Raw genomic sequence first — 20,808 nt, 5'->3', positions numbered from 1 at the left:
TCGTTTGAGCGCGTCCGCTCGGCCGCCGGGGGGCGGCCCGGCTCACCGCTCGTGCGGGGCCTCGTACGGCAGGATCGTCCGGAGCAGCCCCTTCGGGTGACCGCGGCGCTTCCACTCCCGCGGGTAGCCGATCGAGACCTCCTCGAACCGCACCCCGTCGTACCAGGTGGTACGGGGGATGTGGAGGTGGCCGTAGACGACCGCGGCGGTGTTGAACCGGCGGTGCCAGTCGTCCGTCAGGACCGTGCCGCACCACTGGGCGAACTCCGGGTAGCGCAGGACGTCCGTGGGCTGCCGCACCAGCGGCCAGTGGTTGACCAGCACCAGCGGCACGGACGGGTCGTGGGCGGCCAGGCGGGCCTCGGTGACCGCGACGCGGGCGCGGCACCAGTCGTCCATGCCGGCGTACGGCACGGGGTGCAGCAGGTACTCGTCGGTGCAGACGATGCCCGCCTCGTGGGCCTGGGCCAGGGACTCCTCCTTGGTGGCGGCCGTGGGCGTGCGGAAGGTGTAGTCGTAGAGCGTGAACAGCGGCGCGACGGCCACCGGCCCGCCCTCGCCGTCCCAGACGGGCCAGGGGTCCTCGGGCGTGCTCACGCCGAGGCCCCGGCACAGCTCCACCAGGCGGTCGTAGCGGGCCTGGCCGCGCTCCTCGACGGGGTCGCCGTTGGTGGTCCACAGTTCGTGGTTGCCCGGGGCCCATATGACCTTGGCGAAGCGTCCGGCGAGCAGCTTCAGGGTGCGTTCGACGTCGGCGAAGACTTCCGCGACGTCGCCGGCGACGATGAGCCAGTCCTCGTCGGTGGTGGGGCGCAGTGACTCGGCGATGGTCACGTTCTCGGACATGCCGGTGTGCAGGTCGCTGACGGCGAGGAGCCGTCGGCCGGGGGCGGAGGATGTCGGCTGCATCGAATCCCAACTCACGGGCGGCTATTGGTGCGTCTTACCAGGCCTACGGTAGGCGTCAGGCGCCGGAACCCGGCGCGGGGCGCCAGATCCAGGGGGTGGCATCGGGGCCCAGGCCCACGGCGCACAGCCGGTGGCCGGCGTCCGTGGTGAGCGACGCGGTGCCGACGGGGACGTGGCCGCCGGGGGAGCGCACGGGGGAGTCACCCGATCCGGCGTCCGTCAGCTGTATCTGGCCGTTGATGGCCCGTCCCATGATCATGAGGGCGTCCTTGCGGCCGCGCCGGGGGAGCACGCAGGCCGTAAGCGCCCCGTAGCCGCCGAAGCCGCGCAGGCCGCCGGCGGTGGCCCGCTCGGTGCCGGTGCCGCCGGTGAGGCGGTAGGCGACGGGCTCGTCGGTCGCGGGCCTGCGGTAGACCACGGTCAGCGCGCCGTCCGGCCCGAGAGCGGCCCCCAGGGGGTCGCCACCGGGCCCGGGGAGGCCCTTGAGGGGCATGTGCCGGACGGGCTCTCCCGGGGCCTCCTGGCCCCAGTGGTGGACCGTGTCGCGGCCCGCGCCGAAGACGTGGACGCGCCGGCGCTCGTCGAGGGCGACGGTCAGCCCCTCCTGGATCTCCTGGCCGTGGAGGCTGCGCCACCGGCCCCAGCTGCCGTCGGCCTCGCGCACCCGGCTGGACAGGCCCTTGCCGGCGTTGCGCACGAAGAGGTGGACGCGCCCGTCCGGCGTGGCGATGGCGGCGGGCACCCCGACGCGGCGGCCGCGCTCGCTCCTGTGCTCAGGGTTGCCCAGGCCCGTCCACGCCCGGAAGGAGCCGCCGGGGGTGCGCTGCTCAAGGACGACGATCTCGCGGGCGTCGCCGCGGCCCTGGCCCTCCAGCTCGCTGAAGCGCAGGGCGAACAGCAGCCGTCGGCCCTTGGCGTCCTTCACGGAGGCCAGCGCGGGGGCGAGGGGGCCGCCGCCGAGGTTCTGGGGGGCGCCCCAGCGGCCGCTGCCCGCCGAGGTCTCCTGCCAGCGGACGGCCTGCATGCCCAGGACGCCGTAGGCCTCCAGGCGGCCGGCGCGGTCGCTGTCGGCCACGGGGCCGGCGCCGGGGTAGCGGTGGTGGGTGGAGCGGATCCAGCCCTTGCGGTTCTTCATGGGGCGGTCGCCGCCCTGGCCGTAGTCGCCGCAGCCGGCGGGGTTGCCGCAGTCCCAGGTGGGGGCGCCGCCGTAGGCCTCGACCAGGCGGTGCTTGTCGTCGACGACCGTCAGGGGGAGGTTGTGCGGCCAGCGCTGGTTGTAGTAGCCGCGGAAGGCGGTGGTGGTGAAGCGCGGCGCGCGGCCCTCGCGCCGGGTGGTCTCGGCGGCCCACTGGGCCAGGGCCTTCCAGGTGAACAGGGCCGTGGGGGTGTGGTCGCGGTGGTCCGAGCACGCCCCGTAGTCGTTGTCCTTGGGGTGGGTGGCGTCGTGGACCTGGTAGTCGGGGTCGGGGTCCATGGTGTGGACCACGGTGGGCCGGTGGGCGTCCATGAGGGCGACCAGCGCGTCCACCAGCGTCTGGTGCCGGTAGGTGCTGACGGTGGTGCAGGGGGAGCCGGCGGCCACCAGGCTCTGCATCACCGCGTACGGGCGGTCCCACAGCTGGGGCAGCCGGGTGCCGCCGGCGGAGAGCATGGCGATGTTGAGGAAGACCAGCCGGACCCTGCGCTTGCCGTTGACCAGCTCGTTGGTCTCCGCCCGGACGCCGCCTGGCAGGTCCAGCACGGACTTCTTCCAGGGGGCGAAGCGGTCCCGGCCGATCATCTCGGCGTAGGCCTGTCGCAGGCCCTGGTGGCGGGCGGAGGAGTAGGCGGCCTTGTCGGGCTCCGCCTTGGGCATGCCCTCGATCCAGTTCTGCCCGACGGCCTCGCCGGCGGTGACGTAGACGGAGACGACGGGGACGCCGGCGCGCACGATGTGCTCGGCGTCGGGGTTCATGAAGTACAGGTCGTCGTCCGGGTGCGCCATGACCTGGAGGAGCAGGGCGCCCTTGGCGGCGCTGAAGGCCCGCGCGGCGCCGGCTGCGGCCGGGCCGGTCCCGGAGGCGGAGGAGGACCGTCCGGGGGGCTCGTCGCCCGTGGTGCACCCGGCGGCGCCGGCCGCCGTGAGGGCGGCGATGCCGGCGAGTGCCGACCGACGTGACAAACTCCCGCGCCGTGAGATGTTCAACTACGTGACTCCTCCCGTCGGGCAGCGCGGCGGTCACCCGGCCGCCCCGGCGTGGTGGGGGACGACGGGGGACCCGGCAGGGGTTGCCCAGGCCCTGTCCGAGCCCGCCGGACGGCGGCGGCCGTGACGCCGGTCTCTTCGCGACCATAGTGTCCCGTATGTCGGCGAGGTGGTTTGACAAGTGAGCCGCTCGGGGTACGGTCTTCCGCTGCGATTGGCGCCTCTTCGGAGCGGTGTGGCACACTGTTCAGGTTGCTCGGTTGAGTGCCGATGCTGCGCGCCTCCCGCCGGGAGGACTGGAAGCGAGTCCCGCAGTACTCGTCGCCCCTTGTGAGGGGCGGAAGTACGGGAATCTTCCGGGAAGTGTCAGCGGGGCCCCAGCCAGGCACTCGGTGGGTGTTCTTCCCCCACAGACCCCTTGAGCAGGGAATCCCCTTTGGGGATTTTGCTGGAAGGGGCGCGACACGCCCGACCGCGTGGGTCGGAGGTGGAGTGGGGAGGAGCGGCGTTTCGGAGGTTTTCTCCGGGGCGCAGCCGGCCGAGTCCCAGAGCGTTACGAGAGACAGGACTACGAAGTAGCCATGGCGGGACAGAAGATCCGCATCCGGCTCAAGGCCTACGACCACGAGGTCATCGACTCTTCGGCGAAGAAGATCGTCGAGACGGTGACCCGCACTGGTGCGTCGGTCGCGGGCCCGGTGCCGCTGCCCACTGAGAAGAACGTGTACTGCGTCATCAAGTCGCCGCACAAGTACAAGGACTCGCGCGAGCACTTCGAGATGCGCACGCACAAGCGCCTCATCGACATCCTCGACCCCACGCCGAAGACGGTTGACTCGCTCATGCGTCTCGACCTGCCGGCTGGCGTCGACATCGAGATCAAGCTCTGAGGTGACGCGCGAGATGGCTAAGAACATTAAGGGCGTCCTGGGCGAGAAGCTCGGCATGACCCAGGTCTGGGACGAGAACAACCGGGTCGTCCCGGTGACCGTCGTCAAGGCCGGGCCCTGCGTCGTGACCCAGGTCCGCACCAACGACATCGACGGCTACGAGTCGGTCCAGATCGCCTTCGGCGAGATCGACCCGCGCAAGGTGAACAAGCCCCTCAAGGGTCACTTCGCCAAGGCCGACGTCACCCCGCGCCGCCACCTGGTGGAGCTGCGTACCGCTGACGCCAGCGAGTACACGCTCGGCCAGGAGATCACCGCTGCCGTGTTCGAGTCCGGCGTCAAGGTTGACGTCACGGGCAAGAGCAAGGGCAAGGGCTTCGCCGGTGTCATGAAGCGTCACAACTTCAAGGGCCTCGGCGCCGGTCACGGCACCCAGCGCAAGCACCGCTCGCCCGGTTCCATCGGTGGCTGCGCCACCCCGGGCCGTGTCTTCAAGGGCCTCCGCATGGCGGGCCGCATGGGCAACGAGCGGGTCACCACCCAGAACCTGACCGTCCACGCCGTTGACGCGGAGAAGGGCCTGCTCCTGATCAAGGGCGCGGTTCCTGGTCCGAACGGCGGCCTCGTCCTGGTCCGTACCGCGGCCAAGGGGGCCTGAGGTAACCGATGAGCACCATTGACATCCTTTCGCCGGCAGGCGACAAGGCCGGGACCGTCGAGCTCCCCGCGGAGATCTTCGACGCGAAGGTCAGCGTTCCGCTGATCCACCAGGTCGTCGTCGCGCAGCTGGCCGCTGCCCGTCAGGGCACGCACAAGACCAAGACCCGTGGCGAGGTCCGCGGCGGTGGCAAGAAGCCTTACCGCCAGAAGGGCACCGGTCGCGCCCGTCAGGGTTCGACCCGCGCGCCGCAGTTCGCCGGTGGTGGCGTCGTGCACGGTCCCGTGCCGCGTGACTACTCGCAGCGGACCCCGAAGAAGATGAAGGCCGCCGCCCTGCGCGGTGCCCTCTCGGACCGCGCGCGTCACTCCCGCATCCACGTCGTCTCCGACGTGGTCGAGGGTGCGGCGTCCACGAAGGCCGCCAAGAGCCTGTTCGGCAAGATCAGCGAGCGGAAGAACCTGCTCCTGGTCGTCGAGCGCTCCAACGAGGCCGCGTGGCTCTCCGCCCGCAACCTGCCCCAGGTGCACATCCTGGAGCCGGGCCAGCTGAACACGTACGACGTGCTCGTCTCCGACGACGTGGTCTTCACCCAGGCCGCCTTCGAGTCCTTCGTGTCTGGCCCCAAGGCCGCTGAGACCGAAGGGAGCGAGGCCTGATGACTGAGGCCGTCGTCACCAGCAAGACCTTCTCGGACCCGCGTGACCTCCTGGTCAAGCCGGTTGTCTCGGAGAAGAGCTACGCGCTGCTGGACGAGAACAAGTACACGTTCATCGTCGACCCGCGCGCCAACAAGACCCAGATCAAGCAGGCCGTCGAGGCGGTCTTCTCGGTCAAGGTCACCGGGGTCAACACGATCAACCGTCAGGGTAAGCGCAAGCGCACCAAGACCGGTTTCGGCAAGCGCGCCAACACCAAGCGCGCCATCGTGACCCTCGCCGAGGGCGACCGTATCGACATCTTCGGCGGCCCGGTCTCCTAACGGAGTCCGAGTCGTCCGGAATCGGACGAGGACTGAGAAATGGGTATCCGCAAGTACAAGCCGACGACCCCGGGCCGTCGTGGCTCCAGCGTCGCCGACTTTGTCGAGATCACGCGGTCCACGCCGGAGAAGTCGCTGGTCCGCCCGCTGCACAGCAAGGGCGGCCGTAACAACGCCGGTCGTGTGACCGTTCGCCACCAGGGTGGTGGCCACAAGCGCGCCTACCGTCTGATCGACTTCCGTCGTCATGACAAGGACGGCGTGCCGGCCAAGGTCGCGCACATCGAGTACGACCCCAACCGCACCGCGCGCATCGCGCTGCTCCACTACCTGGACGGCGAGAAGCGCTACATCATCGCTCCGCGTGGCCTGAGCCAGGGCGACCGGATCGAGAACGGCCCGACGGCCGACATCAAGCCGGGCAACAACCTGCCGCTGCGCAACATCCCCGTGGGTACGACCATCCACGCCATCGAGCTGCGTCCCGGTGGCGGTGCGAAGATCGCCCGCTCCGCCGGTTCCTCCGTGCAGCTGCTGGCGAAGGAGGGCACCATGGCCCACCTGCGCATGCCGTCCGGTGAGATCCGCCTGGTCGACGTCCGCTGCCGCGCCACCGTCGGCGAGGTCGGCAACGCCGAGCAGTCGAACATCAACTGGGGCAAGGCCGGCCGTATGCGCTGGAAGGGCGTTCGCCCGACCGTCCGCGGTGTTGCGATGAACCCGGTTGACCACCCGCACGGTGGTGGTGAGGGCAAGACCTCCGGTGGTCGCCACCCGGTCTCCCCGTGGGGTCAGAAGGAGGGTCGTACTCGTTCTCCCAAGAAGGCGAGCAACAAGTACATCGTCCGCCGCCGCAAGACGAACAAGAAGCGCTAGGAGCGGGTTTAGATGCCGCGTAGTCTCAAGAAGGGACCCTTCGTCGACGGCCACCTCATCAAGAAGGTGGACGCTCAGAACGAGGCTGGTACCAAGAACGTCATCAAGACCTGGTCCCGTCGCTCCATGATCGTGCCGGCCATGCTCGGCCACACGCTCGCGGTGCACAACGGCAAGACGCACGTCCCGGTGTTCGTCACCGAGTCGATGGTCGGCCACAAGCTCGGCGAGTTCTCGCCGACCCGCACCTTCCGCGGCCACGTCAAGGACGACCGCAAGTCGAAGCGCCGCTAAGGCGGGGTGTGAACGACTATGACTGACACCGAAGGGACAACCATGGAAGCCAGGGCCCAGGCGCGGTACATCCGCGTCACGCCCATGAAGGCCCGCCGCGTGGTGGACCTCATCCGTGGCATGGACGCCACGGAGGCTCAGGCGGTCCTGCGTTTCGCCCCGCAGGCCGCGAGCGTGCCGGTGGGCAAGGTGCTGGACAGCGCCATTGCCAACGCCGCGCACAACTACGACCACACGGACGCCTCGTCGCTGTACATCAGCGAGGCGTACGTCGACGAGGGCCCGACCCTGAAGCGGTTCCGTCCGCGTGCCCAGGGCCGTGCCTACCGGATCCGCAAGCGGACCAGCCACATCACCGTGGTCGTCAGCAGCAAGGAAGGAACCCGGTAATGGGCCAGAAGGTTAACCCGCACGGGTTCCGGCTCGGCATCACCACGGACTTCAAGTCCCGTTGGTACGCCGACAAGCTGTACAAGGACTACGTCAAGGAAGACGTCGCCATTCGTCGCATGATGACGAAGGGCATGGAGCGCGCCGGTATCTCGAAGGTTGAGATCGAGCGCACCCGCGACCGCGTCCGCGTTGACATCCACACCGCTCGCCCGGGCATCGTCATCGGCCGCCGCGGCGCCGAGGCCGACCGCATCCGCGGTGAGCTGGAGAAGCTGACCGGCAAGCAGGTCCAGCTGAACATCCTCGAGGTCAAGAACCCCGAGGTCGACGCTCAGCTGGTGGCCCAGGCCGTCGCCGAGCAGCTGTCCTCCCGTGTCTCCTTCCGTCGCGCCATGCGTAAGAGCATGCAGTCGACCATGAAGGCCGGCGCCAAGGGCATCAAGATCCAGTGCGGTGGCCGCCTCGGCGGCGCCGAGATGTCCCGCTCGGAGTTCTACCGCGAGGGCCGTGTGCCCCTGCACACGCTCCGCGCGAACGTCGACTACGGCTTCTTCGAGGCCAAGACCACCTTCGGCCGCATCGGCGTGAAGGTCTGGATCTACAAGGGCGACGTCAAGAACATCGCCGAGGTCCGCGCCGAGAACGCCGCCGCGCGTGCGGGCAACCGCCCGTCCCGTGGTGGCGCTCAGGACCGCCCGGCCCGTGGTGGCCGTGGTGGCGAGCGTGGCGGCCGCGGCCGCAAGCCGCAGCAGAACGCCGCTGCCGAGGCCCCCAAGGCCGAGGCCGCTGCCGCTGCTCCGGCTGAGTCCACCGGAACGGAGGCCTGACCGACATGCTGATCCCTCGCAGGGTCAAGCACCGCAAGCAGCACCACCCGAAGCGCAACGGCATGGCCAAGGGTGGCACCGAGCTCGCCTTCGGTGAGTACGGCATCCAGGCCCTGACCCCGGCCTACGTGACGAACCGTCAGATCGAGTCCGCTCGTATCGCCATGACGCGTCACATCAAGCGTGGCGGCAAGGTGTGGATCAACATCTACCCGGACCGTCCGCTGACCAAGAAGCCGGCCGAGACCCGCATGGGTTCCGGTAAGGGTTCTCCGGAGTGGTGGATCGCGAACGTCAAGCCCGGTCGGGTGATGTTCGAGCTGTCCTTCCCGAACGAAAAGGTCGCTAAGGAGGCGCTCACCCGCGCCGCCCACAAGCTTCCGATGAAGTGCCGCATTGTTCGGCGCGAGGCAGGTGAGTCGTGATGGCCGCTGGTATCAAGGCGACCGAGCTGCGCGAGCTCAACGACGAGGACCTCGTCGCGAAGCTCCGTGAGGCCAAGGAAGAGCTGTTCAACCTCCGCTTCCAGGCGGCGACCGGGCAGCTCGAGAACCACGGTCGGCTCAAGTCCGTCCGTAAGGACATCGCCCGGATCTACACCCTGATGCGCGAGCGTGAGCTGGGCATCGAGACGGTGGAGAGCGCCTGATGAGCGAGAAGAATGTGACTGAGACGAACGAGCGCGGTTTCCGCAAGACCCGTGAGGGTCTCGTCGTCAGCGACAAGATGGACAAGACCGTCGTCGTCGCCGTCGAGGACCGTGTCAAGCACGCGCTGTACGGCAAGGTCATCCGCCGTACGAACAAGCTCAAGGCGCACGACGAGCAGAACGCTGCCGGTGTCGGCGACCGCGTCCTCCTGATGGAGACCCGGCCGCTGTCCGCCACCAAGCGCTGGCGCGTCGTCGAGATCCTCGAGAAGGCCAAGTAATTTCTGAGGGAATCTCCCTCAGATAAGTTCCGCCAGGCTCGGCAGGGGCTCCTCGGAGCCCCTGCCGGGAACCGGCAGACGATCAGGAGATAGACGTGATCCAGCAGGAGTCGCGACTTCGGGTCGCCGACAACACTGGTGCCAAGGAGATCCTTTGCATCCGTGTTCTCGGTGGTTCGGGTCGCCGCTACGCGGGCATCGGTGACGTCATCGTCGCCACCGTCAAGGATGCGATCCCCGGCGGCAACGTGAAGAAGGGTGACGTCGTCAAGGCGGTCATCGTTCGCACCGTCAAGGAGCGCCGCCGTCCGGATGGCTCGTACATCCGTTTCGACGAGAACGCCGCTGTCGTGCTCAAGAACGACGGTGACCCCCGCGGCACCCGTATCTTCGGCCCCGTGGGCCGAGAGCTGCGCGAGAAGAAGTTCATGAAGATCGTCTCGCTCGCGCCGGAGGTGCTGTAACCGATGAAGATCAAGAAGGGCGACCTGGTCCAGGTCATCACCGGTAAGGACAAGGGCAAGCAGGGCAAGGTCGTTCAGGCCATGCCCGCTGAGAACCGCGTCCTCGTCGAGGGTGTCAACCGGGTCAAGAAGCACACCAAGGCCGGGCAGACCGCTCGCGGTTCGCAGACCGGCGGCATCGTGACGACCGAGGCCCCCATCCACGTGAGCAACGTTCAGCTCGTCGTGGAGAAGGACGGCAAGAAGGTCGTCACCCGCGTCGGTTACCGCTTCGACGAGAACGGCAACAAGATCCGCGTTGCCAAGCGCACCGGTGAGGACATCTGATGACTGCCACCACCAACGCGCCGCGTCTCAAGCTGCGCTACCGCGAAGAGATCGTCGGCAAGCTGCGTGAGGAGTTCTCGTACGAGAACATCATGCAGGTTCCCGGCCTCACCAAGATCGTGGTCAACATGGGTGTGGGCGACGCCGCCCGCGACTCCAAGCTGATCGAGGGTGCGATCCGCGACCTCACCACGATCACGGGCCAGAAGCCCGCCGTCACCAAGGCTCGCAAGTCCATCGCGCAGTTCAAGCTGCGTGAGGGCCAGCCGATCGGCGCCCACGTCACCCTCCGTGGTGACCGCATGTGGGAGTTCCTGGACCGCACCCTGTCGCTCGCGCTGCCGCGCATCCGCGACTTCCGTGGTCTGTCCCCGAAGCAGTTCGACGGTCGGGGCAACTACACCTTCGGTCTCACGGAGCAGGTCATGTTCCACGAGATCGACCAGGACAAGATCGACCGCGTCCGGGGTATGGACATCACCGTGGTGACCACGGCGACCAACGACGACGAGGGCCGCGCCCTCCTTCGTCACCTCGGCTTCCCGTTCAAGGAGGCGTAAGCGAGATGGCGAAGAAGTCTCTTATTGCCAAGGCTGCCCGCAAGCCCAAGTTCGGTGTGCGCGCGTACACCCGCTGCCAGCGCTGCGGCCGCCCGCACTCCGTGTACCGCAAGTTCGGCCTCTGCCGCGTGTGCCTTCGTGAGATGGCTCACCGTGGCGAGCTGCCGGGCGTGACCAAGAGCTCCTGGTAACAACCCACTTGGGTTGACCAGGACTCTCGGTAAGCATCAAGGACGGTGGGGCCCAGCCCGCGACTCGCGTAGAGTTGCAGGGTTGGGTGCCCGCCGCCCATGACCGTCTTACTACGCCGTAGGTCCCCGCGCCGCACCCGCTCCGACTCAGTTCGGGGAGAGGGATGGCGCAGATAGGAAACCACGGCGAGAGAGGCCGAAGGCCAAACATGACCATGACCGATCCGATCGCAGACATGCTGACCCGTCTGCGGAACGCGAACTCGGCTTACCACGACTCCGTGGCGATGCCCCACAGCAAGATCAAGGCGCACATCGCCGAGATCCTGCAGCAGGAGGGCTACATCGCCGGCTGGAAGGTCGAGGACGCCGAGGTCGGCAAGAAGCTCGTCATCGACCTGAAGTTCGGGCCGAACCGTGAGCGTTCCATTGCCGGCATCAAGCGCATCTCGAAGCCGGGCCTGCGGGTCTACGCAAAGTCCACCAACCTGCCGAAGGTCCTCGGCGGCCTGGGCGTGGCGATCATCTCCACGTCCCACGGTCTCCTGACCGGCCAGCAGGCCAGCAAGAAGGGCGTGGGTGGGGAAGTCCTCGCCTACGTCTGGTAATCGGGAACGGAGGAATAGCCAATGTCGCGTATTGGACGGCTGCCCATCCAGGTTCCCGCTGGTGTGGACGTCACCATCGATGGCCGTACGGTCCACGTGAAGGGTCCCAAGGGCTCCCTCACGCACGCCGTTTCCGCGCCCATCGAGATCGCTAAGGGCGAGGACGGCACCCTTGTCGTCTCGCGTCCCAACGACGAGCGTCAGAACAAGGCCCTGCACGGCCTGTCCCGCACGCTGGTGGCGAACATGATCACCGGCGTGACCCAGGGCTACAGCAAGGCTCTTGAGATCAGCGGTGTCGGTTACCGCGTCCAGGCGAAGGGCTCCAACCTGGAGTTCTCCCTGGGCTACAGCCACCCGATCCTGGTCGAGGCCCCGGAGGGCATCACCTTCAAGGTGGAGTCCCCCACCAAGCTGAGCGTCGAGGGCATCGACAAGCAGAAGGTCGGCGAGGTTGCCGCCAACATCCGCAAGCTTCGCAAGCCCGACCCCTACAAGGCCAAGGGCGTGAAGTATGCGGGTGAGGTCATCCGCCGCAAGGTCGGAAAGGCTGGTAAGTAAGCCATGGCATACGGTGTGAAGATCGCCAAGGGCGATGCTTACAAGCGCGCCGCCAAGCAGCGTCGCCACATCCGCATCCGCAAGAACATGTCGGGTACGGCCGAGCGCCCGCGTCTCGTCGTGACGCGCTCCAACCGCGGTATCACCGCTCAGGTCATCGACGACCTCAAGGGTCACACCCTGGCGTCGGCGTCGCACCTGGACGCGTCGGTCCGTGGCGGCGAGGGCGACAAGAGCGCCCAGGCCAAGAAGGTCGGCGCCCTGGTGGCCGAGCGTGCCAAGGCCGCCGGTGTCGAGGCCGTCGTGTTCGACCGCGGTGGCAACAAGTACGCCGGGCGCATTGCCGCTCTGGCGGACGCCGCCCGCGAAGCCGGGCTGAAGTTCTAAGCCCCGGTTCCGGAGCTAGCGGACGTAACAGAGAGAGGTAATTCCAATGGCTGGACCCCAGCGCCGCGGAAGCGGTGCCGGTGGCGGCGAGCGGCGGGACCGGAAGGGCCGTGACGGTGGCGCTGCCGCCGAGAAGACCGCGTACGTTGAGCGCGTAGTCGCGATCAACCGCGTCGCCAAGGTTGTCAAGGGTGGTCGCCGCTTCAGCTTCACCGCGCTGGTCGTGGTGGGCGACGGTGACGGCACGGTCGGTGTCGGTTACGGCAAGGCCAAGGAAGTTCCGGCTGCCATCGCCAAGGGCGTGGAAGAGGCCAAGAAGAACTTCTTCAAGGTCCCCCGTATCCAGGGCACCGTCCCGCACCCCATCCAGGGTGAGAAGGCGGCCGGTGTCGTCATGCTCAAGCCCGCGTCCCCCGGTACCGGCGTCATCGCCGGTGGCCCGGTGCGCGCGGTGCTCGAGTGCGCCGGCATTCACGACATCCTGTCGAAGTCGCTCGGTTCGTCGAACCCGATCAACATCGTGCACGCCACGGTGGAGGCCCTCCAGGGACTGCAGCGTCCCGAGGAGATCGCCGCTCGTCGTGGTCTGCCGCTCGAGGACGTCGCTCCCGCCGCTCTGCTGCGGGCGCGTGCAGGGGCGGGTGCGTAATGGCTCGCCTCAAGGTCACGCAGGTTAAGTCCTACATCGGCAGCAAGCAGAACCACCGCGACACCCTTCGTTCGCTTGGTCTCAAGAAGATCAACGACGTGGTTGTCAAGGAGGACCGTCCCGAGATCCGCGGCATGGTGCACACCGTCCGCCACCTCGTGACGGTTGAGGAGGTCGACTGACATGGCGGAGCAGAACCCGCTGAAGGTCCACAACCTCCGTCCTGCCCCGGGCGCCAAGACCGCCAAGACCCGTGTCGGTCGTGGTGAGGCGTCCAAGGGTAAGACCGCAGGTCGTGGTACCAAGGGCACCAAGGCCCGTTACCAGGTTCCGGAGCGCTTCGAGGGTGGGCAGATGCCCCTCCACATGCGTCTCCCGAAGCTCAAGGGCTTCAAGAACCCCGCCCACAAGCAGTTCCAGGTCGTGAACCTGGACAAGCTGGCCGCGCTCTACCCGCAGGGTGGCGAGGTCACGGTGGCCGACCTGGTCGCCAAGGGCGCCGTTCGCAAGAACGAGCTCGTCAAGGTCCTGGGCCAGGGCGAGATCTCCGTGGCGCTGCAGGTGACGGTCGACGCCGTCTCCGGCTCCGCCCAGGAGAAGATCACCGCCGCCGGCGGTACCGTCACCGAGCTCATCTGAGGTCGTTGATCTGACAACCGGGGATGTCCCAACTGGGGCATCCCCGGTTGGTCGTTCCAAGGGGGGCACGGTCGCCGGTAAGGTGGCGTGCACTGTTGCTGTACCTATGGGGGTTCCCGCCCCCTGGCCGCGCGGCCGGTGGCCGTGCGGTCTTGACCCGTACTCATTCGTCGAACCTCAAGACCGTCACCTCTCACGCAGCCACGTGAGGGGCGCAGGAGGCACCGTGCTCACCGCGTTCGCCCGGGCGTTCAAGACGCCCGACCTGCGCAAGAAGCTGCTGTTCACGCTGGGCATCATGGTGCTCTTCCGGCTCGGGGCGCACGTACCCGTCCCAGGAGTCGACTACCGCAATGTCCAGACGTGCATGGACCAGTCGAAGAGTGGGCAGGGCCTTTTCGGCCTCGTGAACATGTTCAGCGGTGGTGCGCTGCTGCAGATCACGATCTTCGCGCTCGGGATCATGCCGTACATCACGGCAAGCATCATCCTGCAGCTGCTCACCGTCGTCATCCCGCGGCTCGAAGCCCTCAAGAAGGAGGGCCAGTCCGGCCAGGCCAAGATCACGCAGTACACGCGCTATCTGACCGTCGCCCTCGCCGTGCTCCAGGGCACCGGCCTCGTGGCCACCGCGCGCAGCGGTGCGCTCTTCGGCGGCTGCTCCGTCGGCAACCAGATCGTGCCGAACCAGTCGATCTTCACCACTGTCGTCATGGTCATCACCATGACCGCGGGCACCTCGCTGATCATGTGGCTCGGCGAGCTGATCACCGACCGCGGCATCGGCAACGGCATGTCGATCCTGATGTTCACCTCCATCGCGGCCGGCTTCCCGGGCGCCCTGTGGGCGATCAAGCTTCAGGGCAAGCTGATGGGTGGCTGGCTGGAGTTCGGCCTCGTGATCCTCTGCGGCCTGGCGATGGTCGCGCTGGTGGTCTTCGTCGAGCAGGCCCAGCGCCGCATTCCCGTGCAGTACGCGAAGCGCATGATCGGCCGCCGGTCCTACGGCGGCACGTCGACCTACATCCCGCTCAAGGTGAACCAGGCCGGTGTGATTCCGGTCATCTTCGCCTCGTCGCTGCTCTACATTCCCGCCCTGCTCGTGCAGTTCACGGGCTCCAAGGCGGGCTGGGCGAACTGGGTCCAGTCCAACCTGGTCAAGGGTGACCACCCGATCTACATGGTCACGTACTTCCTGCTGATCGTGTTCTTCGCCTTCTTCTACGTCGCCATCTCCTTCAACCCCGAAGAAGTTGCCGACAATATGAAGAAGTATGGTGGATTCATTCCGGGCATCCGGGCCGGCCGACCCACGGCCGAGTACCTGAGCTACGTGCTGAACCGCATCACGTGGCCGGGTTCGCTCTATCTGGGTCTGATCGCGCTGGTGCCCACGGTGGCACTGGTCACACTCAACGCAAACCAGAACTTCCCGTTCGGGGGAACCAGCATCCTGATCATCGTGGGTGTCGGTCTGGAGACTGTGAAGCAGATCGAGAGCCAGCTTCAGCAGCGCAACTACGAAGGGTTCCTCCGCTGATGCGAATCGTCCTCGTCGGGCCGCCCGGCGCCGGCAAGGGTACGCAGGCCGCGTACCTCGCCAAGAACCTCGCGATCCCGCACATCTCGACGGGCGACCTCTTCCGGGCGAACATCAGCCAGGGCACGCCGCTGGGCCAGAAGGCCCAGGAGTACATGCGCGCCGGCCAGCTCGTGCCGGACGAGGTCACCATCGGGATGGCCAAGGACCGCATGCAGCAGGCGGACGCCGCGCACGGCTTCCTGCTGGACGGCTTCCCGCGCAACCTGGCCCAGGCCGAGGCGCTGGACGAGATCCTCAAGGCCGACGGCCTGGGGCTGGACGCCGTCCTGGACCTGGAGGTCCCGGAGGACGAGGTCGTCAAGCGGATCGCCGGTCGCCGGATGTGCCGCAAGGACAGCAGCCACATCTTCCACGTGATCTACAACCCGCCGGCCGCGGAGGGCGTCTGCGACGTCTGCGGCGGTGAGCTGTACCAGCGCGAGGACGACAGCGAGGAGACCGTCCGCAAGCGGCTGGAGGTCTACCACAGCGAGACCGAGCCGATCATCGACTACTACAAGGCCCAGGGCCTCGTGGTGACGATCTCGGCCCTCGGCAAGGTCGCCGAGGTGACGCAGCGGGCGATGGGGGCCCTGCCCTCCCGCGAAGACGCCTGACGCAGCACTCACACGGCCGCGGTGCCCCTTCGGGGGCACCGCGGCCGTAGTGTTTGTCCTACGCGCCCACGGGCGCCCCTGACAGCCAGACCGAGGAACAGCGAGGAAGGCCCCTTCATGGTCGAGATCAAGACCCCGGAGCAGATCGCGAAGATGCGCGAGGCGGGGCTGGTCGTCGCCGCCATCCACGCGGCCACCAGGGAGGCCGCCGTCCCCGGCGCCACCACCAAGGACCTGGACGAGGTCGCCCGGAAGGTGCTGGCCGAGCACGGCGCCAAGTCGAACTTCCTCGGCTACGGCGGCTTCCCCGCCACGATCTGCACCTCGGTGAACGAGGTCGTCGTCCACGGCATCCCGGACACGAAGACGGTCCTCAAGGACGGCGACATCATCTCCATCGACGCGGGTGCGATCGTCGACGGCTGGCACGGCGACGCGGCCTTCACGGCCTTCGTGGGCACCGGTCACGCTCCGGAGCTGGTCGAGCTGTCCAGGGTGACCGAGGAGTCCCTGTGGGCCGGCATCGCGGCGATGAAGAAGGGCGCCCGCCTGGTCGACATCTCCCGGGCCATCGAGGGCTACATCCGCCGCCAGCCCCGCCCCGCCTCCGGCCGGTACGGGATCATCGAGGACTACGGCGGCCACGGCATCGGCACCGAGATGCACATGGACCCCCACCTGCTGAACTACGTCTCGCGCAAGCGCGGCAAGGGCCCCAAGCTGGTCCCCGGCCTCTGCCTGGCGATCGAGCCCATGGTCAGCCTCGGTACGGCGCGCACCCACGTCCTGGAGGACGACTGGACCGTCCTGACGGACGACAAGTCCTGGTCCTCCCACTGGGAGCACTCCGTCGCCCTGACGGAAGAGGGCCCCCTGGTCCTGACGGCCGTGGACGGCGGCCGGGCGAAGCTCGCGGAGTACGGCGTCACGGCCGCTCCGGATCCGCTGGCCTGACGCCGGAGTAAGGATCTTTACGGCGGGGCACGAGACCTGGATTAGTCTTTCCGGTTGCCCTGACGTAGACTGATGCGTCGGCTCTCGTGTATCCGCATGCCCGTGCTCCAAACGGGCGATCGGATCATGTGAAGTCGATCAAGGTAGCCGATTCGAAGGGCGAAGCGTGGCCAAGAAGCAAGGTGCCATCGAGATCGAGGGCACCGTGATCGAGTCTCTGCCGAACGCGATGTTCAAGGTGGAGCTCCAGAACGGTCACAAGGTCCTCGCGCACATCAGCGGCAAGATGCGTATGCACTACATCCGCATCCTCCCGGATGACCGGGTCGTGGTGGAGCTTTCTCCGTACGACCTGACGCGCGGACGGATCGTCTACCGCTACAAGTAGATCTTGCCCCTGCCCCGCTCCCGTGGGGTGATGGCACTGACCCGGAGAACCTCACATCCCATGAAGGTCAAGCCGAGCGTCAAGAAGATCTGCGACAAGTGCAAGGTGATCCGCCGCCACGGCCGGGTCATGGTCATCTGCGACAACCTGCGCCACAAGCAGCGCCAGGGCTGACGCACACCGACCTGCACCTCGCAGTTCTTCGCGCGACGCGAGCAATACGTACATACGCAGCGCCCGTCCGGCCGGCCAGGCCGGCGACACCTCCGGCGGGGGCCGGGGACCCGGACGTACCGCTCTCCCAGGAGAGCCGGCGGTCGGGAGCGGCACTGCGGAAGACCCCCGAGAATCAACTGGAGCCATTGAATGGCACGCGTTTCCGGTGTTGACATCCCGCGCGACAAGCGCGTGGAGGTCGCACTCACCTACGTCTTCGGCATCGGCCGCACCCAGTCGAAGGCGACCCTCGCCGCCACTGGTGTGAACCCGAACACCCGCGTTCGTGACCTGTCCGAGGAGGACCTGGTCAAGATCCGCGAGCACGTGGACGCCAACCTCAAGACCGAGGGTGACCTGCGTCGCGAGATCCAGGCCGACATCCGCCGCAAGGTCGAGATCGGCTGCTACCAGGGTCTGCGCCACCGTCGTGGCCTGCCCGTCCACGGCCAGCGCACCAGCACGAACGCCCGTACCCGCAAGGGCCCGCGTCGCGCCATCGCCGGCAAGAAGAAGCCGGGCAAGAAGTAGTCCTCAGCGGACTCGCTATAGCGGTCTTCGCTGTAGGACCGACCACCTCCACTCCACGGGAGTAAGACATGCCCCCCAAGGGACGTCAGGGCGCTGCCAAGAAGGTGCGCCGCAAGGAAAAGAAGAACGTCGCTCACGGCCACGCGCACATCAAGAGCACGTTCAACAACACGATCGTGTCCATCACGGACCCGACCGGCAACGTGATCTCCTGGGCCTCCGCCGGCCACGTCGGCTTCAAGGGCTCGCGCAAGTCCACGCCGTTCGCCGCGCAGATGGCCGCCGAGTCGGCTGCCCGTCGCGCCCAGGAGCACGGCATGCGCAAGGTCGACGTCTTCGTCAAGGGCCCGGGTTCCGGTCGTGAGACCGCCATCCGCTCGCTCCAGGCGACCGGCCTCGAGGTTGGCTCCATCCAGGACGTCACCCCCACCCCGCACAACGGCTGCCGTCCGCCGAAGCGCCGCCGCGTCTGACGCAGGCCGCTTCCCGCGGTAGCTCCGAGTGTCCGGGCGGTACGGATCCCTTCGCGGGAGCCGTGCCGCCCGTACCCTTGCAGTACACAGAGGGCGTCAAATAGCGGGCGCCCATGACTGAAGGATTCATCGCATGCTGATCGCTCAGCGTCCCTCGCTGACCGAAGAGGTCGTCGACGAGTTCCGCTCCCGGTTCGTGATCGAGCCGCTGGAGCCGGGCTTCGGCTACACCCTCGGCAACTCCCTGCGTCGTACGCTCCTCTCCTCGATCCCGGGTGCGGCTGTCACGTCCATCCGCATCGACGGTGTCCTGCACGAGTTCACCACCGTGCCGGGCGTCAAGGAGGACGTCACCGACCTCATCCTGAACATCAAGCAGCTGGTCGTCTCCTCGGAGCACGACGAGCCGGTCGTGATGTACCTGCGCAAGCAGGGTCCGGGTCTGGTCACCGCCGCCGACATCGCCCCGCCGGCCGGCGTCGAGGTGCACAACCCCGACCTGGTCCTGGCGACCCTGAACGCCAAGGGCAAGCTGGAGATGGAGCTGACCGTCGAGCGCGGTCGCGGCTACGTCTCCGCCGTCCAGAACAAGCAGGTGGGCCAGGAGATCGGCCGTATCCCGGTCGACTCCATCTACTCGCCGGTCCTCAAGGTCACCTACAAGGTCGAGGCGACCCGTGTCGAGCAGCGCACCGACTTCGACAAGCTGATCGTCGACGTCGAGACCAAGCAGGCCATGCGCCCGCGCGACGCCATGGCGTCCGCTGGCAAGACCCTGGTCGAGCTGTTCGGTCTGGCCCGCGAGCTCAACATCGACGCCGAGGGCATCGACATGGGCCCGTCCCCGACGGACGCCGCCCTTGCCGCCGACCTGGCGCTGCCGATCGAGGAGCTCGAGCTCACCGTTCGGTCGTACAACTGCCTCAAGCGCGAGGGCATCCACTCCGTGGGTGAGCTCGTCGCCCGCTCCGAGGCCGACCTGCTCGACATCCGCAACTTCGGTGCGAAGTCGATCGACGAGGTCAAGGCGAAGCTGGCCGGCATGGGCCTGGCCCTCAAGGACAGCCCGCCCGGATTCGACCCGACCGCTGCCGCCGACGCCTTCGGCGCCGACGACGACGCGGACGCGGGTTTCGTGGAGACCGAGCAGTACTGATCGGTCTTCGGTGGCCGGCCCGCTGTGGCCGGCCGCGCAGTTCCCCGCGCCCCTCGGGGCGCGGGGTCTCCGACGGGCGACCGCCCGCTCGGATACTGACTCCGGTACCTGATACGGCCGGGGCAGACACCTAGGAGAAACACCATGCCGCGTCCCACCAAGGGTGCCCGTCTGGGCGGCGGTGCCGCGCACGAGAAGCTGATGCTGGCGAACCTCGCCAAGTCGCTCTTCGAGCACGGCCGCATCACGACGACCGAGGCCAAGGCCCGCCGCCTGCGTCCGGTCGCCGAGCGCCTGATCACCAAGGCGAAGAAGGGCGACATCCACAACCGTCGCCAGGTGCTGCAGACGATCACGGACAAGGGCATCGTGCACGTGCTCTTCACCGAGATCGCGCCGCGCTTCGCCGAGCGTCCGGGTGGCTACACCCGCATCACCAAGATCGGCAACCGTCGTGGCGACAACGCCCCGATGGCTGTGATCGAGCTGGTCGAGGGTGAGATCGCCAAGAAGGCGACCGTCGCCGAGGCCGAGGCCGCCACCAAGCGTGCGGTCAAGGAGTCCGAGGCCGCCGCCGAGGCTCCGGCCGAGGAGTCGAAGGACGCCTGACACCGCTGATGCGTGTCAGTGACGGGCCCGCCCCTTTCCGGGGGCGGGCCCGTCCCGCATTTTCGAGAGGAAACTCTGGGTGAGTGACGAGGTTGAGCCCGGGTACGTGCGGGTGCGGCTGGACCTGTCGTACGACGGCAAGGACTTCTCCGGCTGGGCCAAGCAGCGCGAGGGGCAGCGCACGGTCCAGGGCGAGATCGAGGCCGCGATCCGGACCGTGACCCGGTCGAAGCGGACCTATGAGCTGACGGTCGCGGGCCGTACGGACGCCGGCGTGCACGCGCGCGGCCAGGTCGCCCACGTCGACCTGCCGGCGGAGGTCTGGGCCGAGCACGAGGACAAGCTGCTGCGCCGGCTCGCCGGCCGGCTGTCGCACGACGTCCGGGTGTGGAAGGTCGCCGAGGCGCCGGCCGGTTTCAACGCGCGCTTCTCCGCGATCTGGCGGCGGTACGCCTACCGGGTCGTCGACCACCCGGCCGGCGTGGACCCGCTGCTGCGCGGTCATGTCCTGTGGCACGACTGGCCGTTGGACGTGGACGCCATGAACGAGGCGTCCCGTGCGCTGGTCGGCGAGCACGACTTCGCCGCGTACTGCAAGCGGCGGGAGGGTGCGACGACCATCCGTACGCTCCAGCGGCTGAGCTGGGAGCGCGACGCCTCCGGTGTGATCACGGCGACCGTGCGGGCGGACGCGTTCTGCCACAACATGGTGCGCTCGCTGGTGGGCGCGATGCTGTTCGTCGGCGACGGCCACCGGCCGGTGGAGTGGCCCGGCCAGGTGCTGGCCGCCGGCGTGCGGGACTCCGCGGTGCACGTGGTGCGGCCGCACGGGCTGACGCTGGAGGAGGTCGGCTACCCGGCCGACTCCGAGCTGGCGGCCCGCAACCTGGCGGCGCGCAACAAGCGGACGCTGCCCGGTGCGGGGGGCTGCTGCTGAGAGGGAGGGTTCCGG

Annotated in this window: 33 protein-coding genes; 31 read left to right on the top strand and 2 right to left on the bottom strand. The window is 67.9% G+C overall.

Annotated features, from left to right (window positions below; all coding sequences use genetic code 11):
* Positions 1–42 precede the first annotated feature (42 nt).
* Together CYQ11_RS13400 and CYQ11_RS13395 are read right to left on the bottom strand one after the other, a co-directional pair.
* The gene (locus tag CYQ11_RS13400; protein ID WP_099199418.1) at positions 43–909 is read right to left on the bottom strand and encodes a metallophosphoesterase family protein; all 867 of its coding nucleotides are present in this window, start codon (positions 907–909) and stop codon (positions 43–45) included.
* A gap of 55 nt (positions 910–964) precedes the next feature.
* Positions 965–3,094 carry a PIG-L family deacetylase gene (locus CYQ11_RS13395; protein ID WP_240003414.1) on the bottom strand — a complete coding sequence of 710 codons (2,130 nt, stop codon included), beginning with the start codon at positions 3,092–3,094 and terminating at the stop codon, positions 965–967.
* Between the two features lie 581 nt (positions 3,095–3,675).
* Here CYQ11_RS13395 and rpsJ point away from each other — a divergent pair.
* The 31 genes from rpsJ (at position 3,676) to truA (ending at position 20,793) form a co-directional block, all read left to right on the top strand.
* On the top strand, positions 3,676–3,984 hold the full coding sequence (gene rpsJ, locus CYQ11_RS13390; RefSeq protein ID WP_003948644.1) for a 30S ribosomal protein S10: 309 nt from the start codon (positions 3,676–3,678) through the stop codon (positions 3,982–3,984).
* Positions 3,985–3,997: 13 nt separating this feature from the next.
* Complete coding sequence (rplC, locus tag CYQ11_RS13385; protein WP_058942728.1) at positions 3,998–4,642, top strand: 50S ribosomal protein L3; 645 nt, start codon at positions 3,998–4,000, stop codon at positions 4,640–4,642.
* An 8-nt stretch (positions 4,643–4,650) separates the two neighbouring features.
* Positions 4,651–5,301: a 50S ribosomal protein L4 gene (rplD, locus tag CYQ11_RS13380; protein ID WP_099199419.1), complete on the top strand. Its 651-nt coding sequence runs from the start codon at positions 4,651–4,653 to the stop codon at positions 5,299–5,301.
* Positions 5,301–5,624, top strand: coding sequence for a 50S ribosomal protein L23 (gene rplW, locus CYQ11_RS13375; RefSeq protein ID WP_058046827.1), 324 nt, complete (start codon positions 5,301–5,303; stop codon positions 5,622–5,624). Before rplD ends, rplW begins: the two co-directional genes overlap by 1 nt.
* 39 nt (positions 5,625–5,663) lie before the next feature.
* Positions 5,664–6,500 carry a 50S ribosomal protein L2 gene (gene rplB / locus CYQ11_RS13370; protein ID WP_099199420.1) on the top strand — a complete coding sequence of 279 codons (837 nt, stop codon included), beginning with the start codon at positions 5,664–5,666 and terminating at the stop codon, positions 6,498–6,500.
* A gap of 12 nt (positions 6,501–6,512) precedes the next feature.
* The gene (gene rpsS / locus CYQ11_RS13365; protein WP_004950443.1) at positions 6,513–6,794 is read left to right on the top strand and encodes a 30S ribosomal protein S19; all 282 of its coding nucleotides are present in this window, start codon (positions 6,513–6,515) and stop codon (positions 6,792–6,794) included.
* Positions 6,795–6,836: 42 nt separating this feature from the next.
* Entirely contained in the window at positions 6,837–7,184 is a 348-nt protein-coding gene (rplV, locus tag CYQ11_RS13360) for a 50S ribosomal protein L22 (protein WP_030685471.1), read from the top strand.
* Positions 7,184–8,014 (top strand): 30S ribosomal protein S3, encoded by an 831-nt coding sequence (gene rpsC / locus CYQ11_RS13355; RefSeq protein WP_095580665.1) that lies wholly within the window; start codon positions 7,184–7,186, stop codon positions 8,012–8,014. The genes rplV and rpsC overlap by 1 nt, the downstream gene beginning before the upstream one ends.
* A 5-nt stretch (positions 8,015–8,019) precedes the next feature.
* On the top strand, positions 8,020–8,439 hold the full coding sequence (gene rplP / locus CYQ11_RS13350; RefSeq protein ID WP_030368409.1) for a 50S ribosomal protein L16: 420 nt from the start codon (positions 8,020–8,022) through the stop codon (positions 8,437–8,439).
* Positions 8,439–8,663 carry a 50S ribosomal protein L29 gene (gene rpmC / locus CYQ11_RS13345; protein WP_030368408.1) on the top strand — a complete coding sequence of 75 codons (225 nt, stop codon included), beginning with the start codon at positions 8,439–8,441 and terminating at the stop codon, positions 8,661–8,663. Before rplP ends, rpmC begins: the two co-directional genes overlap by 1 nt.
* The gene (rpsQ, locus tag CYQ11_RS13340) at positions 8,663–8,944 is read left to right on the top strand and encodes a 30S ribosomal protein S17 (RefSeq protein WP_019888756.1); all 282 of its coding nucleotides are present in this window, start codon (positions 8,663–8,665) and stop codon (positions 8,942–8,944) included. Before rpmC ends, rpsQ begins: the two co-directional genes overlap by 1 nt.
* A gap of 95 nt (positions 8,945–9,039) precedes the next feature.
* Positions 9,040–9,408 carry a 50S ribosomal protein L14 gene (gene rplN, locus CYQ11_RS13335; protein WP_099199421.1) on the top strand — a complete coding sequence of 123 codons (369 nt, stop codon included), beginning with the start codon at positions 9,040–9,042 and terminating at the stop codon, positions 9,406–9,408.
* Between the two features lie 3 nt (positions 9,409–9,411).
* Complete coding sequence (gene rplX / locus CYQ11_RS13330) at positions 9,412–9,735, top strand: 50S ribosomal protein L24 (protein WP_099199422.1); 324 nt, start codon at positions 9,412–9,414, stop codon at positions 9,733–9,735.
* A complete protein-coding gene (gene rplE / locus CYQ11_RS13325; protein ID WP_086567288.1) occupies positions 9,735–10,295 on the top strand; it encodes a 50S ribosomal protein L5 in 561 nt (186 codons plus the stop codon). The genes rplX and rplE overlap by 1 nt, the downstream gene beginning before the upstream one ends.
* Positions 10,296–10,300: 5 nt before the next feature.
* Positions 10,301–10,486 carry a type Z 30S ribosomal protein S14 gene (locus CYQ11_RS13320; RefSeq protein ID WP_030368403.1) on the top strand — a complete coding sequence of 62 codons (186 nt, stop codon included), beginning with the start codon at positions 10,301–10,303 and terminating at the stop codon, positions 10,484–10,486.
* 209 nt (positions 10,487–10,695) lie between these two features.
* On the top strand, positions 10,696–11,094 hold the full coding sequence (gene rpsH, locus CYQ11_RS13315; RefSeq protein ID WP_099199423.1) for a 30S ribosomal protein S8: 399 nt from the start codon (positions 10,696–10,698) through the stop codon (positions 11,092–11,094).
* Between the two features lie 21 nt (positions 11,095–11,115).
* Complete coding sequence (gene rplF, locus CYQ11_RS13310; protein WP_099199424.1) at positions 11,116–11,655, top strand: 50S ribosomal protein L6; 540 nt, start codon at positions 11,116–11,118, stop codon at positions 11,653–11,655.
* 3 nt (positions 11,656–11,658) lie between these two features.
* Positions 11,659–12,042 (top strand): 50S ribosomal protein L18, encoded by a 384-nt coding sequence (gene rplR, locus CYQ11_RS13305; RefSeq protein ID WP_099199425.1) that lies wholly within the window; start codon positions 11,659–11,661, stop codon positions 12,040–12,042.
* Between the two features lie 46 nt (positions 12,043–12,088).
* A complete protein-coding gene (gene rpsE / locus CYQ11_RS13300) occupies positions 12,089–12,691 on the top strand; it encodes a 30S ribosomal protein S5 (protein WP_099199426.1) in 603 nt (200 codons plus the stop codon).
* Complete coding sequence (rpmD, locus tag CYQ11_RS13295; protein ID WP_099199427.1) at positions 12,691–12,873, top strand: 50S ribosomal protein L30; 183 nt, start codon at positions 12,691–12,693, stop codon at positions 12,871–12,873. Before rpsE ends, rpmD begins: the two co-directional genes overlap by 1 nt.
* Before the next feature lies 1 nt (position 12,874).
* Positions 12,875–13,330 carry a 50S ribosomal protein L15 gene (gene rplO, locus CYQ11_RS13290; protein WP_099199428.1) on the top strand — a complete coding sequence of 152 codons (456 nt, stop codon included), beginning with the start codon at positions 12,875–12,877 and terminating at the stop codon, positions 13,328–13,330.
* Positions 13,331–13,556: 226 nt separating this feature from the next.
* Positions 13,557–14,870 (top strand): preprotein translocase subunit SecY, encoded by a 1,314-nt coding sequence (gene secY / locus CYQ11_RS13285; RefSeq protein WP_099199429.1) that lies wholly within the window; start codon positions 13,557–13,559, stop codon positions 14,868–14,870.
* A complete protein-coding gene (locus CYQ11_RS13280) occupies positions 14,870–15,529 on the top strand; it encodes an adenylate kinase (protein ID WP_099199430.1) in 660 nt (219 codons plus the stop codon). Before secY ends, CYQ11_RS13280 begins: the two co-directional genes overlap by 1 nt.
* A gap of 117 nt (positions 15,530–15,646) precedes the next feature.
* Positions 15,647–16,483, top strand: a complete 837-nt coding sequence (map, locus tag CYQ11_RS13275) for a type I methionyl aminopeptidase (protein ID WP_099199431.1) — start codon at positions 15,647–15,649, stop codon at positions 16,481–16,483.
* Positions 16,484–16,649: 166 nt separating this feature from the next.
* A complete protein-coding gene (infA, locus tag CYQ11_RS13270) occupies positions 16,650–16,871 on the top strand; it encodes a translation initiation factor IF-1 (RefSeq protein WP_003956442.1) in 222 nt (73 codons plus the stop codon).
* Positions 16,872–16,931: 60 nt separating this feature from the next.
* Positions 16,932–17,045: a 50S ribosomal protein L36 gene (gene rpmJ, locus CYQ11_RS13265; protein ID WP_003956441.1), complete on the top strand. Its 114-nt coding sequence runs from the start codon at positions 16,932–16,934 to the stop codon at positions 17,043–17,045.
* Positions 17,046–17,237: 192 nt separating this feature from the next.
* A complete protein-coding gene (gene rpsM, locus CYQ11_RS13260; protein ID WP_099199432.1) occupies positions 17,238–17,618 on the top strand; it encodes a 30S ribosomal protein S13 in 381 nt (126 codons plus the stop codon).
* 68 nt (positions 17,619–17,686) lie between these two features.
* Positions 17,687–18,091 carry a 30S ribosomal protein S11 gene (rpsK, locus tag CYQ11_RS13255; RefSeq protein ID WP_003948617.1) on the top strand — a complete coding sequence of 135 codons (405 nt, stop codon included), beginning with the start codon at positions 17,687–17,689 and terminating at the stop codon, positions 18,089–18,091.
* A gap of 133 nt (positions 18,092–18,224) precedes the next feature.
* Entirely contained in the window at positions 18,225–19,247 is a 1,023-nt protein-coding gene (locus CYQ11_RS13250) for a DNA-directed RNA polymerase subunit alpha (protein ID WP_004946635.1), read from the top strand.
* Between the two features lie 144 nt (positions 19,248–19,391).
* A complete protein-coding gene (rplQ, locus tag CYQ11_RS13245; protein ID WP_030368392.1) occupies positions 19,392–19,856 on the top strand; it encodes a 50S ribosomal protein L17 in 465 nt (154 codons plus the stop codon).
* A 79-nt stretch (positions 19,857–19,935) separates the two neighbouring features.
* Positions 19,936–20,793, top strand: a complete 858-nt coding sequence (gene truA / locus CYQ11_RS13240) for a tRNA pseudouridine(38-40) synthase TruA (RefSeq protein ID WP_099199433.1) — start codon at positions 19,936–19,938, stop codon at positions 20,791–20,793.
* Positions 20,794–20,808: the final 15 nt, after the last annotated feature.

The organism is Streptomyces cinnamoneus (assembly GCF_002939475.1).
GTDB classification, from domain to species: Bacteria; Actinomycetota; Actinomycetes; order Streptomycetales; family Streptomycetaceae; genus Streptomyces; species Streptomyces cinnamoneus_A.
The sequence above is the reverse complement of the archived record's forward strand: the minus strand, read 5'-3'. Positions and strand labels throughout refer to the sequence as shown.

Excerpts from the sequence above, each read along its gene's own strand:
- CYQ11_RS13400 (WP_099199418.1), bottom strand. The coding sequence starts at position 909 with ATGCAGCCGACATCCTCCGCCCCCGGCCGACGGCTCCTCGCCGTCAGC.
- rpsJ (WP_003948644.1), top strand. The coding sequence starts at position 3,676 with ATGGCGGGACAGAAGATCCGCATCCGGCTCAAGGCCTACGACCACGAG.
- rplC (WP_058942728.1), top strand. The coding sequence starts at position 3,998 with ATGGCTAAGAACATTAAGGGCGTCCTGGGCGAGAAGCTCGGCATGACC.
- rplD (WP_099199419.1), top strand. The coding sequence starts at position 4,651 with ATGAGCACCATTGACATCCTTTCGCCGGCAGGCGACAAGGCCGGGACC.
- rplW (WP_058046827.1), top strand. The coding sequence starts at position 5,301 with ATGACTGAGGCCGTCGTCACCAGCAAGACCTTCTCGGACCCGCGTGAC.
- rplB (WP_099199420.1), top strand. The coding sequence starts at position 5,664 with ATGGGTATCCGCAAGTACAAGCCGACGACCCCGGGCCGTCGTGGCTCC.
- rpsS (WP_004950443.1), top strand. The coding sequence starts at position 6,513 with ATGCCGCGTAGTCTCAAGAAGGGACCCTTCGTCGACGGCCACCTCATC.
- rplV (WP_030685471.1), top strand. The coding sequence starts at position 6,837 with ATGGAAGCCAGGGCCCAGGCGCGGTACATCCGCGTCACGCCCATGAAG.
- rpsC (WP_095580665.1), top strand. The coding sequence starts at position 7,184 with ATGGGCCAGAAGGTTAACCCGCACGGGTTCCGGCTCGGCATCACCACG.
- rplP (WP_030368409.1), top strand. The coding sequence starts at position 8,020 with ATGCTGATCCCTCGCAGGGTCAAGCACCGCAAGCAGCACCACCCGAAG.
- rpmC (WP_030368408.1), top strand. The coding sequence starts at position 8,439 with ATGGCCGCTGGTATCAAGGCGACCGAGCTGCGCGAGCTCAACGACGAG.
- rpsQ (WP_019888756.1), top strand. The coding sequence starts at position 8,663 with ATGAGCGAGAAGAATGTGACTGAGACGAACGAGCGCGGTTTCCGCAAG.
- rplX (WP_099199422.1), top strand. The coding sequence starts at position 9,412 with ATGAAGATCAAGAAGGGCGACCTGGTCCAGGTCATCACCGGTAAGGAC.
- rplE (WP_086567288.1), top strand. The coding sequence starts at position 9,735 with ATGACTGCCACCACCAACGCGCCGCGTCTCAAGCTGCGCTACCGCGAA.
- CYQ11_RS13320 (WP_030368403.1), top strand. The coding sequence starts at position 10,301 with ATGGCGAAGAAGTCTCTTATTGCCAAGGCTGCCCGCAAGCCCAAGTTC.
- rpsH (WP_099199423.1), top strand. The coding sequence starts at position 10,696 with ATGACCATGACCGATCCGATCGCAGACATGCTGACCCGTCTGCGGAAC.
- rplF (WP_099199424.1), top strand. The coding sequence starts at position 11,116 with ATGTCGCGTATTGGACGGCTGCCCATCCAGGTTCCCGCTGGTGTGGAC.
- rplR (WP_099199425.1), top strand. The coding sequence starts at position 11,659 with ATGGCATACGGTGTGAAGATCGCCAAGGGCGATGCTTACAAGCGCGCC.
- rpsE (WP_099199426.1), top strand. The coding sequence starts at position 12,089 with ATGGCTGGACCCCAGCGCCGCGGAAGCGGTGCCGGTGGCGGCGAGCGG.
- rpmD (WP_099199427.1), top strand. The coding sequence starts at position 12,691 with ATGGCTCGCCTCAAGGTCACGCAGGTTAAGTCCTACATCGGCAGCAAG.
- rplO (WP_099199428.1), top strand. The coding sequence starts at position 12,875 with ATGGCGGAGCAGAACCCGCTGAAGGTCCACAACCTCCGTCCTGCCCCG.
- CYQ11_RS13280 (WP_099199430.1), top strand. The coding sequence starts at position 14,870 with ATGCGAATCGTCCTCGTCGGGCCGCCCGGCGCCGGCAAGGGTACGCAG.
- map (WP_099199431.1), top strand. The coding sequence starts at position 15,647 with ATGGTCGAGATCAAGACCCCGGAGCAGATCGCGAAGATGCGCGAGGCG.
- rpmJ (WP_003956441.1), top strand. The coding sequence starts at position 16,932 with ATGAAGGTCAAGCCGAGCGTCAAGAAGATCTGCGACAAGTGCAAGGTG.
- rpsM (WP_099199432.1), top strand. The coding sequence starts at position 17,238 with ATGGCACGCGTTTCCGGTGTTGACATCCCGCGCGACAAGCGCGTGGAG.
- rpsK (WP_003948617.1), top strand. The coding sequence starts at position 17,687 with ATGCCCCCCAAGGGACGTCAGGGCGCTGCCAAGAAGGTGCGCCGCAAG.
- CYQ11_RS13250 (WP_004946635.1), top strand. The coding sequence starts at position 18,225 with ATGCTGATCGCTCAGCGTCCCTCGCTGACCGAAGAGGTCGTCGACGAG.
- rplQ (WP_030368392.1), top strand. The coding sequence starts at position 19,392 with ATGCCGCGTCCCACCAAGGGTGCCCGTCTGGGCGGCGGTGCCGCGCAC.